The organism is Mesorhizobium sp. RCAM 06353 (genome assembly GCF_059683585.1).
This window is the reverse complement of the sequence record NZ_JCASIY010000002.1, coordinates 19,551-32,696: the sequence shown is the minus strand read 5'-3', so window position 1 is coordinate 32,696 and position 13,146 is coordinate 19,551. Positions and strand designations below refer to the sequence as shown.

The 13,146-nt window shown below is 58.1% G+C and carries 12 protein-coding genes; 5 read left to right on the top strand and 7 right to left on the bottom strand.

Annotation, left to right across the window (positions count from 1 at the left end; genetic code table 11):
• Window positions 1–4 precede the first annotated feature (4 nt).
• From AC56QX_RS36365 to AC56QX_RS36345, 5 genes are all read left to right on the top strand, one after another.
• Complete coding sequence (locus AC56QX_RS36365) at window positions 5–1,615, top strand: GMC family oxidoreductase (protein ID WP_497118671.1); 1,611 nt, start codon at window positions 5–7, stop codon at window positions 1,613–1,615.
• A gap of 492 nt (window positions 1,616–2,107) precedes the next feature.
• Complete coding sequence (locus AC56QX_RS36360) at window positions 2,108–2,332, top strand: hypothetical protein (protein WP_497118670.1); 225 nt, start codon at window positions 2,108–2,110, stop codon at window positions 2,330–2,332.
• A gap of 280 nt (window positions 2,333–2,612) precedes the next feature.
• Window positions 2,613–3,761 carry a M20 family metallopeptidase gene (locus AC56QX_RS36355; RefSeq protein ID WP_497118669.1) on the top strand — a complete coding sequence of 383 codons (1,149 nt, stop codon included), beginning with the start codon at window positions 2,613–2,615 and terminating at the stop codon, window positions 3,759–3,761.
• Window positions 3,758–4,717: a D-2-hydroxyacid dehydrogenase gene (locus AC56QX_RS36350; RefSeq protein WP_497118668.1), complete on the top strand. Its 960-nt coding sequence runs from the start codon at window positions 3,758–3,760 to the stop codon at window positions 4,715–4,717. Before AC56QX_RS36355 ends, AC56QX_RS36350 begins: the two co-directional genes overlap by 4 nt.
• A gap of 160 nt (window positions 4,718–4,877) precedes the next feature.
• The gene (locus AC56QX_RS36345) at window positions 4,878–5,729 is read left to right on the top strand and encodes a GNAT family N-acetyltransferase (protein ID WP_497118667.1); all 852 of its coding nucleotides are present in this window, start codon (window positions 4,878–4,880) and stop codon (window positions 5,727–5,729) included.
• A 104-nt stretch (window positions 5,730–5,833) separates the two neighbouring features.
• On the opposite strand, the gene AC56QX_RS36340 is transcribed toward AC56QX_RS36345, so the two are convergent.
• The 7 genes from AC56QX_RS36340 to AC56QX_RS36310 form a co-directional block, all read right to left on the bottom strand.
• Window positions 5,834–6,532 carry an IS6 family transposase gene (locus AC56QX_RS36340; protein ID WP_497118666.1) on the bottom strand — a complete coding sequence of 233 codons (699 nt, stop codon included), beginning with the start codon at window positions 6,530–6,532 and terminating at the stop codon, window positions 5,834–5,836.
• Between the two features lie 239 nt (window positions 6,533–6,771).
• A complete protein-coding gene (locus tag AC56QX_RS36335; protein ID WP_497118665.1) occupies window positions 6,772–7,215 on the bottom strand; it encodes an Lrp/AsnC family transcriptional regulator in 444 nt (147 codons plus the stop codon).
• 19 nt (window positions 7,216–7,234) lie between these two features.
• Window positions 7,235–8,020 (bottom strand): phosphotransferase, encoded by a 786-nt coding sequence (locus AC56QX_RS36330; protein WP_497118664.1) that lies wholly within the window; start codon window positions 8,018–8,020, stop codon window positions 7,235–7,237.
• A 12-nt stretch (window positions 8,021–8,032) separates the two neighbouring features.
• Window positions 8,033–9,448: an aspartate ammonia-lyase gene (locus AC56QX_RS36325; RefSeq protein ID WP_497118663.1), complete on the bottom strand. Its 1,416-nt coding sequence runs from the start codon at window positions 9,446–9,448 to the stop codon at window positions 8,033–8,035.
• Window positions 9,449–9,462: 14 nt separating this feature from the next.
• A complete protein-coding gene (gene dapA, locus AC56QX_RS36320; RefSeq protein WP_497118662.1) occupies window positions 9,463–10,341 on the bottom strand; it encodes a 4-hydroxy-tetrahydrodipicolinate synthase in 879 nt (292 codons plus the stop codon).
• A gap of 50 nt (window positions 10,342–10,391) precedes the next feature.
• On the bottom strand, window positions 10,392–11,807 hold the full coding sequence (locus AC56QX_RS36315) for an aldehyde dehydrogenase family protein (RefSeq protein ID WP_497118661.1): 1,416 nt from the start codon (window positions 11,805–11,807) through the stop codon (window positions 10,392–10,394).
• Complete coding sequence (locus AC56QX_RS36310) at window positions 11,807–12,868, bottom strand: homoserine dehydrogenase (RefSeq protein ID WP_497118660.1); 1,062 nt, start codon at window positions 12,866–12,868, stop codon at window positions 11,807–11,809. The genes AC56QX_RS36315 and AC56QX_RS36310 overlap by 1 nt, the downstream gene beginning before the upstream one ends.
• Window positions 12,869–13,146: the final 278 nt, after the last annotated feature.

Here is a 13,146-nt window from a genome sequence, read left to right as displayed (position 1 = left end):
CGACATGATTGATATCTATGATTTCATCGTTGTAGGCGCAGGGTCGGCCGGTGCCGTGGTGGCCGCCCGGCTCAGCGAGAATCCTGCCCGCAAGGTGCTGCTCGTCGAGGCGGGTCCGGCGAGTCGCAACCCATGGCTTTACATTCCAATCGGGTTTGCCCGCACGTTTCAGAACCCACGCTTCAACTGGATGTACAAAGGTGAACCCGAGCCGTTTCTCGATGGCAGGCGAATCTATGCTCCTCGCGGAAAGGGCCTTGGCGGGAGCAGCGTGATTAATGGCATGGTGTTCGTGCGCGGACAGCGCAGCGATTTCGACCATTGGAGGCAGCTCGGAAACGCCGGCTGGAGCTATGACGACGTGCTTCCGTATTTCCGCAAACTGGAAACACACCAGGGCGGGGACGATGAATTCCACGGACGCGACGGGCCTATCCGCACGATGCAGTCCGATTGGCGGAACCCTTTGACTGAAGCCTTTATCAACGCCGCGGGGGAACTGGGCATTCCGCGCAATCCGGACATCAATGGCGCGGATCAGGAAGGGGCTGGCTATTTCCAGCTTTCTCAGTGGGCCGGGATGCGCAGCTCGACCGCACGCGGTCATTTGAAACTGGCAAGGAAGCGGCCGAACCTCCACATTGTCACCGATGCGCTGGTCGAAAAGATTCTTGTTGCGGACGGCCGGGCGACGGGGATTTCCTACACAAAAGGGGACAAGACATTCGTCGCCAATGCCGGGCGCGAAGTGATCGTCTCCGGCGGAACGATCAATTCACCCCAACTGCTGCAATTGTCAGGGATAGGTCCGGCTGCACTGCTTGGCGAAAAGGGCATCGAGGTGGTTGCGGACCTTCCAGGAGTGGGCGAGAACCTGATGGATCACTTCTCCGTCCCCGTTAAATGCCGAGTGAACGTGCCGTGGACGTTGAACAATCAGCTGAGGAGCCTTCCTCTCCGGGCGCAGGCACTTGTGCAATATGGTTTGACCCGGAAAGGCCCCCTTACCGTGGCAGCCGGCGTCGTGGGTGTGTTCACCAAAACGCGACCGGAACTCGAGCACGGTGATGTGCAAATCCACTTCTTCCCGTTCTCGCGGGAGGAGACAGAATCATCAGTCCGGCTGCATCCGTTCTCAGGGGTCACTGCGATTGTTGACCAGCATGTGCCTCGGAGCCGAGGCTTCGTTCGGATCAGATCGTCAAACCCGAAAGAGGCGCCTGCGATCTTGGGCAACTATCTGAGTGAAGAGGAAGACCGCCAGACGCTGGTGGACGGCATCAAGTTGCTGCGACGCCTTTTCGCCACTAGCTCCATGAGGCCATTCATCGAGGAAGAAGTGGAACCGGCCCTGCCCGTTGCCACGGACGAAGACCTTCTCGCCTACGCTAAGCGCAAAGGGGAATCGAGCTACCACATATGCGGGACATGCCGGATGGGTATGGCTAGTTCACGAGCATCTGTCGTGGACGAAAGATTGCGGGTTCATCATATCAACGGCCTGCGTGTGGCAGATGCTTCGATAATGCCGGAAATCATCTCGGGCAATACGAACGCCACCAGCATCATGATCGGCGAAAAGGCGGCTGACATGATTATTGAGGACGCGCGATAAAGGGTTGTAGATTTAAGTTAAGCTTCAGGCTGGTAGGGGCCGTTGAACAAATCGCCAACCGCGTCTGTCGGGATCTCCCGACACCCGGGACGAGTTCGTCATTTCCGTCAGCACTTCCGCCATAGTGCGGGCGAGCGCGCGGGCAGCGAGCGTCGTTTGCTTGTCGGCGTGGCGGGCACCGCCGCCACTGCGAGCCCGGTACGTACCACTAGCTAACACGCCTTGGAGGCTCGTACAGGTGACGATGCATTTCCATGGGATGCCGTTCTGCTCCAGGGCGGCAAGCGCCACGCTGCGACGGGCGCAGGGGCGAGCACCAGCGCCAGCGGTCCAACGCCGTCGTTCGGCGGAATCCAGTTCGGGGCGGTGATGCAGACCAGGTTTTCGGTGCAGAGGACATCGCTGTCCTGCATATCGGTACATCGCGGATGACGACGAGGTCGTGTTGCGCTGGCGCAGGGCCCGCATGAGGTCGCTCGACAGCCCCCTCGGATGGCGCGGCAATGCCCGCGCAATATCGCCGCCATCGCCCGTGCCGCATGCATCAACATCGCGCATCGTCAAGACTACCGTCCTCGTGCGCGATCTCTCCCGCTTTCCGATGCCAACGCGGCCTATGCCGAGTTCTTTTCCGCACCCTACCCCGCTCGGGCCACCTTTGAGGTTTCGGGTCTGCCGATGGAAAGCGAAGCGGTCGTCGCCCTGCATGACTATTAAGCCATGATTAGATCGCGACGTGTCGCCTCGATGACCCGCCCCAGGCGTCAGACACGCCTTAGGCTGGCTAGGACAGGTTTGTAAGCTTGGTGACGGAGCGAACGGACGGCCTGCTCGCATCCGTTCAACTGATGACACGGCGGATCGAAAATCCATGATATCCATCAGAAACATTATGAGTCAGACCCTGAGAGGCGAGATGTCAGCTGAACGAACTAACCGCGGTGTTTCGAGTGCAGGCCGTGGCGCGACTGAGGCCCTAAGGCCTGCGGATGCGGTTGTGCTCACACAGCAGTTGGTGGAGATTCCCAGTGAGAATCCCATCGGCACCGAAGCCGACGTCGCTGCTTTCGTTCGCGAATGGCTCTCTGCTCTTCCGGGGGCAGAGGTGGAAGTGCAGGAGGTACTGCCTGGCCGGCCGAATATCATAGCGCGACTCTCCGGTCTCAGTGACTTGCCGCCGCTTGCTCTGCTGGCGCATATGGACACTGTTCCATTCGGGGAAGGCTGGACGCATTCTCCGACCAGCGGCAAGATCGTCGGCGGCAGACTCTACGGGCGAGGCAGCTGTGACATGAAGTCGGGGCTTGCCGTTGCAATGTATGCTTTCGCGAAGGCAGCGCACTCGGGCCAGATGCTGGACCGCACCTTGCTAATGTGCGCGACTATGGACGAGGAGGGCCCGTACCAGAAGGGCTCCAACGCTCTGGTCGATGGCGGCATTGTCGACGGGAATACACTGGTCGTAGCGACTGAACCGTCCAACCTGGAGGTCATGGTTGCTCACAAGGGGTTGCTGTGGGCTGAGGTCGAGATAGCAGGCAAGCTGGCGCATGCGGGTAACCCTGGAGTCGGCGTTGACGCCATCCGTGCTGGAGCCGAGTTTATCCATATGATGAAACAGGAGATTGCCGCACTTCCGTATCATCATCCGACACTTGGTAAGGCTGAGATTACGTTCAGCGCATTTACTGGCGGCATCAAGACCAATGTCGTGCCAGACCATGCCCGCATTGAGATGGATATCCGGCTGCCGCCGCCGATGACTATCGCCGGCACCTTGGCGGTTATACAAAAATGTGCTCGGGAGACGGAAACGCTGGTACCTGGTTCGACCGTGGTTTATCGCCAAATTAATAGTGATCGTCCACCAGTGGAAGCGGACCCGAATGGACTGTTGGCCCGGACTTTTGTTGAAAGCGTCGCAGCTGTCACGGGTGAACCCGGAGCGATTACGGTATTTCCCGCCTATACCGATGCGTCTGTAGTGCAGTCCCGAACCGGCAATGTGAATTGTCTTGTTTTCGGGCCGGGCCGGCTGGCTCAGGCCCATACGATTGACGAATATGTGGAGGTAGATCAGGTCGAGAAGGCCGCTGCCACACTGGCGGGCGTTGTTAAGCAGCGCTGTTTCGGTACCCAATCATGACGACACCCGTTATTCTCATCTACTCCCCTGTACCGGGAGAAACATCCGCCTATGCGAAGCTTCTCCGGCAGTCTGTTCCAGATGTGAAACTGTTTGAAGCGACAACGCCCGAGGAAGCGATGCCTGCTTTGAATGATGCAGAGATCCTCCTGGGATGGAAGTTTCCGGTTGGGTTAGTTGGATCGATGCCGAAGCTTTGCTGGGTCCATAAGATAAACGCTGGCGTTGAGGATGTAGTCGACGACCTCGGTCGCAATCCCGATCTCATGATATCGCGCACTGATGGGTCAGCAATCGCCCCCCGCATGGTCGAGTATGTCCTTGGCGCTATCTATGCCAGCACCCAGCAGTTTCGGCGGGCGTGGTCTCAAGCGCAAGATCGTGTCTGGCAACCCTATGTAGTCGATCGCGCGGCAGGAAAAGTCGTTGGTGTCGCGGGTCTTGGTGACATTGGAACCAAGATTGCGACGGCGCTGAACCGCAATGGCATGCAGGTCATCGGTTGGCGACGTTCCGAGGCTCCCCCGCCTGAAGGGGTCAGCATGGTCTACAGGGGTGCCGAAAATCTGCTCGCTTTCGCGTCAGCATGTGACTTCCTTGTTAGTGTCTTGCCCGCCACCAATGATACGAAACACCTCTTTGGCGCGAATGTATTCGCCGCCATGAAACCAAGTGCTGTCTTCATCAATGTCGGCCGCGGGCATAGTGTAAGCGAAGAGGCCCTTTCTGACGCGCTGGAAGGGGGGGCAATTTCAGGCGCGGTGCTCGATGTCTTCGAGCGTGAGCCATTACCTGTCGAAAGCCGGCTTTGGGGACAGAAGAACTTGATTTTGACGCCCCACGTCTCCGGCCCGATCGTGGCGGAGGATGTGGTTCCGAGCTTCCTGGAAAACTTGGCCCGGTTCCTGGCGGGAAAGCCATTGACCAAGTCTGTTGACGGGAGGCTCGGGTACTAAACTCCTGCTGACCAGGGGGCGCACTTTCACATAAGAAGATCCGCCGCCTGATGCGGGAGCATGATCTGACGGATACACAGCGTTGGCAGCCCTGCTCCTCCCGGGTCAGGCTACGGCGTCGGAATCCACTGGCGTGAATAAGGACACAAGGTAATTCGAGATGAATGAGCACCCCGTAGAGGCGGTCCTTCGGCCGATGGTTCATGCAGATATTGAAGCTGCTTTGGCGCTTTCTCGTAGTGTGAGTTGGCCGCACCGGGAAGAAGATTGGGCCTTCCTCATTAGAATCGGCGAAGGAATAGTTGCAGAAGTAGGCGGAAAAGTATCCGGAACGATCATGGCGTTCCGACATGGTGCCAACATGTCTACTGTGGGAATGGTTATCGTGGACGTCTTGCAGCAGGGTAGGGGGCTGGGCCGAAGGCTGGTCGAGGCGATGATGGTGCAACTGGACGGCAGTGCCATCGTTCTTCAGGCCACGGAAAGCGGAACGCCCCTCTACGCAAAGCTAGGCTTTACCGACATCGGCGAGTTGTACCAGCACCAGGGGATAGTTCCAAATTTGGCTTTGCCGACCCTTGCGCCAGGGGAACTGATCCGGCCGGTCGCCACATCTGAGAGCTTGCCTGCAGAACTATACTCACGAGCAAGTGGCGCTGATCGAACCAGATTGGTGGAAGCACTGCTGCCTGAGGCCAGGGGCGTCGCATTAACTCGCGAGGGCAATCCAGCCGGGTTTGCAATGCTGCGCCAATACGGCCGTGGTTGGTGCATAGGGCCCGTTGTTGCCGCCGATTTTGATGCAGCCAAGACGCTGATCCAGTATTGGCTAGCCAACAATGCTGGCAAGTTTACGCGGGTCGACCTTATAGGCAGCAACTACCTCTCTGTGTGGCTGACGGGCCTTGGATTATCGCACCAGGATGGAGCCCGCTCGATGAGTTACGGAGCGATACCAAATCAAGCACAGGATATTTCTGTATTTGCGCTCTCGGCACACGCCTTGGGTTAACAAGAATCCGAGCGGCAACAGCTGTAACAAATAACAAGAAGCAAGTAATATGGGTTTGTTGCAACGGCTGAATAGGGGCGCAGAGAGGCCTGATGCGAGGTCAATCAGGCGGCGAGGATTTCGAACTGCTCGGCCAGGGACGGATTCGGATTGAAGGCGTACCTCGCCTGTCGCTTGCACATCATGTGAATCATTTCGATGCCGGAAAGGATGGTGGAGGCGGTGGCCGTCGATTTGAAGCCGAGCATCGGCCGGACCCGGCGCTTGATGCGCCGATGGTCCTGCTCGATCCGATTGTTCAAATACTGGCTCCGGCGGATGCGGATCGGCTTCAGCCGGCGCCGGGTGCGATCCTGCAAGCGATTTGTGGTGTCGCAGGAAACGATCGCCTCGTGGTTGGTCTGGCTCCCGTCGATGATGACGCGATCCGGTCGGCCATGACGCTCCAGCGCCTTTATGAAGAAGCGCTTGGCTGCGGGCAGGTCGCGCTGCTCGCCGAACCAAAACTCGACTGTGTCACCGACAATGTCGATGGCGCGATAGAGATACATCCACTGGCCACGGACCTTGATGTAGGTCTCGTCGCCATGCCATTTGCCGGTCACGCTACGCTTGCGCCGGTTGAAACGCTCGAGCAACAAGGGCGAGAAACGAACGGTCCAGCGGTGGATGGTCGTGTGATCGACCGTAATGCCGCGCTCGGCCATCATCTCCTCAAGATCACGCAGGCTCAGATTGTAGGCAAGGTACCAGCGCACGCACAGCAGGATCACGGATTGGTCGAACTGGCGGCCTTTGAACATTGCAACCCTCCGAAATGATCGAACGCTCCTTGCCACAGCGCTGGTAATCAAAAGGTTGCAACAGATCCTAAAAGGCCGGCCAGATGACCATCTGTTTGACTGCTATCATCTGCCGCCGGAGGCGCGCTGGCGGGAATGGATGCACCGCGTCGAGGCGACCATTTTTTCCGCCAGCGAACATCGATGTCGATCGTTGCTTGGAAGGCGCCTGAGCACTCGCCGAATTCGGCTGCTCCGGGTTAATTGCGAATGACTGACGAGAGGACGAACGCCGTCAGAGTATCCCGCACACCTGGCAGTTCAGAAAGCTGTTGCCAGATCTGGCGAATGCGATCGGCCTCGGGCGCCTCGACCCTCACCAGCAGGTCGAAATCACCCGTCATCACATCGCATGAAACGATCTCTGGAATCTTCTTTAGCGCGTGGATGACGTCACCGCCTCTCATGCGGTCATGCCGATAAACGAACATCAGCGCTGTAGTGAGGTGCTGCTTGTTCCCGCCCTCGCCAGTGACTATCGTGTAGCCCTTTATAAAGCCCTCTCGTTCGAGCCGCTCTATTCGAACTCGAACCGCATTGCGGGATAGGTTTACCTTGGCAGATAGCTCGGCATGGGAAATGCGGGCGTTGGTCCTCAACTCGCTGAGAATCTGTTCATCCGTACGGTCAAGGAGATACTTCATGTGTGTTTGAGTCAGCCGATCAGGCCATGATTTCTAGACGCAATGAACCATAAGCCAGTAGGGCGGCCTCGGGGAGGTTAGTTTTGGCCCCTCCATTTGCATACCGTTTAGCTGCTGAAGCCAACACAAAGCCAGGAAGGGCCGCCATCTCGGAGTCGGCAAGCTTCCTGATGCTCTGATAACCGGAAAGAATAGCGCCGGTCTTGCTAGGGTCCAACTCTCCATTCGCCCGGCTCGTCCAACCGACAAGCACGTCGGCGATTTCAGAAACAAGCACATCATCGTGGCGCAGCCTGAAGTTTATGACGCCGCTGACCTCACCACCAAGGAAGAAAACGTTCCGGCAATCCAGTGCGCCATGCACTGCACCAGTTGGCAAGGTAGCTTGCTGCGTTTTTTGACTGCGCTGCAGGATGGTATGAATGCGTGCCATCACTCGACCGAGGCTCTCGCATCTGGCCAGGGTCGGATCGGTTGTCGACGAACCGGATACGAAGCTCACAATCGCAACCAGCCGGCCAGCAGCCTGAAGCGTGGCAAGGCCGTTTTTCGTGCGTATCGGCTTGGGACATGGGACGCCGTTACCATGTAGGATCTCCATGGTCGCAAATGCTCGTTCCAGGTCCAGCGGTTCGGCGCCGTTCTCGAAAAGAGTTACGATGAATTCGCCCTCTTTGGTCCGGAAGAGATAGGTCGTCTCCCTATCGCCGTCGGCTATCCCAACGACAGATGACAATGATGCCATCTCGTAGGCCGAGGCGATGAAGTCCCGGTCCGTGTCCGACAGCGCAGTAAATACAGCCACGCTCCGCCTCCCTTAAGCTGAGAAGGCTTTGGAGAAACCCGCAAACTCGGCGCTGTTGCCGAAAATTTGCTCAACCTGATCAGGAAGCAGAACCCCCTCTTCTTCCACGACCTGCCGCAGGTTCCTCTTCCCAGCCAAAGCTCGCTTGGACAACTCAGCCGCTTTGCTATACCCAATGAGCTTTGCCAAGGGCGTGGCAAGAACGAGGGACTGGTCAAGCAGGTCCCTGCAACGATCCAAGTCTACTTCGATGCCGTCCACGCAACGCTGCTTGAAGATCTCCATTCCTCTCGTCAGCATCCGCATTGATTGCAGAATATTCAGGACGATCACCGGCTCCATCGCATTCAACTGCAGCTGGCCCGCGCTAGCGGCGAGCGTCACGGTAAGATCGTTGCCGATCACTTGGAAGCTGAGTTGGTTCATCATCTCCGGGATGACCGGATTGACCTTGCCCGGCATGATGGAAGAGCCAGCTTGTACGGGCGGGAGGCGGACTTCGCCCAGGCCACCAAGCGGTCCGCTGCTCAAGAGGCGCAGATCATTGCAGATTTTTGTGAGCTTGACTGCGATGCGCTTCAGCACGCCCGAGAAGGAGACGAAACCGCCTGTGTCCGATGTCGCCTCGATGAAATTGCGGGCAGCTACGAGCTGAATGCCCGAAATCCTTGAAAGATGGCCGCAGGCGATGCTTGGGAACCCGCGCGGCACATTGATCGACGTGCCAATAGCCGAACCCCCGAGGTTGATTTCCAACAACAGTCTCGATGCCGACTGAATCTGGATGATGTCCTCATCAATGAGCTCGGCAAAGGCCTCGAACTCCTGGCCAACCGTCATCGGCACGGCATCTTGAAGCTGGGTCCGGCCGACCTTCAGTGCATTCCTGTATTGAACCGCTTTTGCCCTGAAGGCGTCGCGCAAGTTGGCCTGCGCCGACACGAGCCCGTCGCACGCCCGTAACACTGTCAGGCGGATTGCGGTCGGATAGACATCGTTTGTCGATTGGGAGAGATTGACGTCGTCATTAGGGTGAAGCGTGGTGTAGTCGCCTACGGTGGCGCCGAGTTTGACCAGCGCGAGATTTGTCACAACCTCGTTGACATTCATGTTCGTCGATGTGCCTGCTCCGCCTTGCATCATGTCCACGGGAAAATTTTCTTCGACCCCTCTGAGCTCCACGAGCTCATCACAAGCGTCCGATATCGCTTGCGCCTTTTCCCGCGAGAGCAGTCCGAGTTCCATGTTTGCCAGTGCCGCTGCCTTCTTCACCATGGCCATGGACTGGATGAGTTCAGGAAAGTCCTTCAGTTGTAGCCCCGAGACATCAAAGTTCTGTTCAGCGCGACGGGTGTGCACGCCGTAGAGCACGTTGCCAGGGATTGCGAGCGGCCCGATCAGATCGGATTCGATGCGTTCAACAGACATGTTTCCTAGCCCGCTCAAGAGAGGATCCCGGCGTGCCGCATCGCCTGATCGATTGCCTCCTGGATGGGGGGGCTAACCGGGACCAGCGGCAGTCGCAAGTCCCCGCGCATCCGACCAAGCCACTGCAATGCATACTTTGGTCCGGCAGGGTTGGTTTCCAGGAAGAGAGCCCGGTGCAGTGGCATCAGACGGTCCTGCAACTCCAAGGCAGCGGCGAACTCTAAATTCAAACAAGCCTGCTGAAAGTCGGCGCAAAGGCGCGGGGAGACATTTGCCGTGACTGAGATGCAACCATGTCCTCCGTGCGCCATGTAGCCACGCGCTGTCCCGTCCTCGCCGGAAAGAAGGTTGAAGTCTCTTCCACAGGCCATCCGTTCGAGAGATGGCCGCAAAATGTTGCCAGTCGCATCCTTGACCCCCGTCACATTTCGGCAGTCCTTGAAAAGGCGCGCCAACGTTTCGACCTGGATATCGATGACGCTTCGCCCGGGAATGTTGTAGACGATGATTGGAACTGTCGCCTCGGCATCGATAGCCTTGAAATGCTGATAGATACCTTCCTGTGTGGGTTTGTTGTAGTAGGGCGAGACGATCAGCAAACCGTCGGCGCCAGCCTGTTGCGCGTGACGCACAAAGTCGATCGCCTCGTCCGTACTGTTTGAACCGGCCCCAGCGATAACCGGGACCCGGCCCTTGGCTGTCTCGATCGTAATCTCGACAACCTGCTTATGCTCGGCGTGGCTGAGTGTAGGACTTTCGCCGGTGGTTCCGCAGGGAACCAAGCCGGAGGATCCTTCCTCGATCTGCCACTCGACATGGTTGCACAGGGCAACCTCGTCGACATGACCGTCAGCGAAGGGCGTAAGCAGCGCAGTAATGGAACCTTTGAACATCTAAATACCTCTGGGTACGCGGACGGGACCGAGCTGACTGAAGGCTGACGTCAGCGTCTCAAACGGTTGATGCACACGACCTTCGGCTGCGTCATGTCTTCATAAGCAAACCGAACGCCCTCGCGACCCATGCTGCCATACTTGAATCCCCCAAACGGCATCGCATCGAAGCGGTAGTCCGAGGAGTCGTTGATCATGACGCCCCCGGCCTCGATCTTGTCGGCGGCTTCGAGAGCTCCATCCAGGTCATTGGTGAAAATGCCGGCGTGGAGGCTGTATTCGGGGCCGTTTGCAAGGACGATCGCGTCGCTGAGCTCGTCGAAGGGCTCAAGAATGACGATCGGGGCGAACACCTCTTCGATCCACGCATCGCAAGACACAGGAACGCTCTCCAGGACTGTCGGCGGATAGAGATTGCCGACAGGCTCATGGCCGCAAAGCAGTGTCGAGCCGGCGGCCAGCGCCCGGTCGACCATGGCGGCGGCTCGACCGACAGCCTTGCTCGATATCATCGGACCGACGTCGGTATCCGCGTCCAAGGGATTGCCAGTCTTGAGTTTCGTTGTTGCGGCCACGAATTCCGTCTTGAAACGATCGTAGATAGGACGCTGAATCAGGATCCTTTGCGTGCCAATGCAATTTTGGCCGGCTGCCCAGTAGGCCCCCGACACGCAACTCTCGACAGCAGCGTCAAAGTCGCAATTCTCCATAACGATGACGGGGGCATTGCCACCCAGATCCATAGCAAGCTTCTTGATGCCGGCGGTCTTTGCAATTGCCTCGCCGGCGGCGAAGCCGCCGGTGAAGGAGATCATGCGGACATCCTTAGCTGAAACGAGAGCTTTCCCGAGCTCAGCTCCCCCAACCGCGACCGTCACGATTTCTTCCGGAAGGCCGCTCTGGAGAAGAACCTCGACGAGTTTGATTGCCGACAAGGGTGTGAGCTCGGAAGGCTTCAAAAGCACTGCGTTCCCGCCGGCGATCGCCGGACCGAGTTTGTGAGCAACGAGGTTGAGAGGGTCGTTATAGGGCGTGATGGCGGCGATGATGCCGAGTGGTTCTCTTGTGTACCAGCCTTGGCGGGACTCCGAGCCCGCGTAGGAATCGAAGGGAATGACCTCGCCCGCGTTGCGTTTGGCCTCGTCGGCGGAAAGCTTCAGGGTGTTGACGCACCGGGTCGTCTCTTTGCGCGCCTGAGTGATCGTCTTGCCGGCTTCCCTTACGATGAGGAGCGCGAATTCCTCCCTTGCGGCTTCGATTGCTGTGGCGGCCTTTTCAAGGATTGTGACGCGCTGGTGTCGCGCAAGATCTCTTGCGACCTGCGCACCGCGTCTTGCTCGTTCCAAAAGCGCGTGTATGCCTGCAGCACTGGTCTCAGAAACCGTCCCGACAATCGAACCGTCGAACGGATTGCTGACGACAATTTCTTCGGCGAATGTCGTTTTGCTAAGCGCAAGATTGTGCATTACGCGGCCTCCTTGGTAACCGCGGACTTGCCGGCGGCATGAATGGCAACGATGTCGGAAAGAAGCGCGTATGCGGTCTCGATCCGGCCGGCGCCTGGTCCCGTGATCGTCACAGCGCCCAACAGCTCGGTATTCAGCGACACGGCGTTGGTCGCCCCATTGACCGCTGCCAGCGGGTGCTCCAGTGCAAGCCGCTTCGGCGCGACACTGCCGGTTACCTTGCCGTTCTCGGCCCGGACAGCAGATCCGATCAACTTCCAGCGGCTGTTTGCCTTTGCCGCGGCCTCAATGTCGGAAGGCGAGAGATCGGAAATACCCTTGCAGGTCACGTCCTCCGGCTTCAGATTCGCCCCCAGCAACTCGTTCGCCAGAATGACCACTTTAAGGCGCACGTCGAAGCCCTCGACATCGGCAGTGGGGTCAGCTTCGGCATAGCCGAGCTGCTGTGCCTCCTTGACCGCGGCAGCAAAGTCCAGACCGCCTTCCATGCGGCCAAGCACGAAGTTGGATGTCCCGTTCAAAATTCCCTCGAATCCCGTCACTTCGGCGCCTGCAAGGGTTTTCTCCGCCATCCGGATGACCGGGGTTCCGCTCATGACCGAACCTTCGTATTCGAAACGAACCCCGTTCGCCGCTGCCAGCGATTTCAGTTCCCGGGCTGCAATCGCCACCGGGCCCTTGTTCGTGGTGACGACATGCTTGCCGGTCTGCAATGCCCAACGGCAATGGGAAACGGCAGGCTCGCCGTCCTTCGGATTGGTGAAGGTCGCCTCGACGACTATGTCTGCAGGCGCCGTCTTGATGATCGTCTCATTGTCAGCCTCGGAACTTCCGCCCGAAAGCTGCCCAAAGCCGCCCTTTGCAAAGTTGGCTTCGACGAGCGTCTTGGCATCAAGGCCATTGGGGGAAATGACCGAACCCAGATGCAGGTCGCTGACCGCGACGATATTCAAACGAAACCCTAGGTCGCGTTCCCACAGGTGGTTCTTGGTGGCAATGAGCTCGGCCAAAGCGCGGTTAACGCCGCCGAAGCCGATCAGAGCAATATTGTAGATTGTCATGGCGGTCCTCCAATGAACGTCTAGGTGCCGCGATTATGAGATGCGGATCGCTCAGGCAGAACGGCGCAAATGCACCAAACAGCTCAGCATTGTGCTCAAACGACTGCCGTCCTGAGCCGTCTTTAGGGTGCCGGTTGAAAGCCGTCCGTGGCATACAAAACCACTTGCGCGGAGATCGAAGAAACCCTTCAGGGACATTCTCTTTGATGATTTCACCCCATCCATGAAGATCACGCGGTCTGCCACCTGCCGTGCAAACCCCCAAGAGGATTTTGGCG

Excerpts from the sequence above, each read along its gene's own strand:
- AC56QX_RS36365 (WP_497118671.1), top strand. The coding sequence starts at position 5 with ATGATTGATATCTATGATTTCATCGTTGTAGGCGCAGGGTCGGCCGGT.
- AC56QX_RS36360 (WP_497118670.1), top strand. The coding sequence starts at position 2,108 with ATGGCGCGGCAATGCCCGCGCAATATCGCCGCCATCGCCCGTGCCGCA.
- AC56QX_RS36350 (WP_497118668.1), top strand. The coding sequence starts at position 3,758 with ATGACGACACCCGTTATTCTCATCTACTCCCCTGTACCGGGAGAAACA.
- AC56QX_RS36345 (WP_497118667.1), top strand. The coding sequence starts at position 4,878 with ATGAATGAGCACCCCGTAGAGGCGGTCCTTCGGCCGATGGTTCATGCA.
- AC56QX_RS36340 (WP_497118666.1), bottom strand. The coding sequence starts at position 6,532 with ATGTTCAAAGGCCGCCAGTTCGACCAATCCGTGATCCTGCTGTGCGTG.
- AC56QX_RS36335 (WP_497118665.1), bottom strand. The coding sequence starts at position 7,215 with ATGAAGTATCTCCTTGACCGTACGGATGAACAGATTCTCAGCGAGTTG.
- AC56QX_RS36325 (WP_497118663.1), bottom strand. The coding sequence starts at position 9,448 with ATGTCTGTTGAACGCATCGAATCCGATCTGATCGGGCCGCTCGCAATC.
- dapA (WP_497118662.1), bottom strand. The coding sequence starts at position 10,341 with ATGTTCAAAGGTTCCATTACTGCGCTGCTTACGCCCTTCGCTGACGGT.
- AC56QX_RS36315 (WP_497118661.1), bottom strand. The coding sequence starts at position 11,807 with ATGCACAATCTTGCGCTTAGCAAAACGACATTCGCCGAAGAAATTGTC.
- AC56QX_RS36310 (WP_497118660.1), bottom strand. The coding sequence starts at position 12,868 with ATGACAATCTACAATATTGCTCTGATCGGCTTCGGCGGCGTTAACCGC.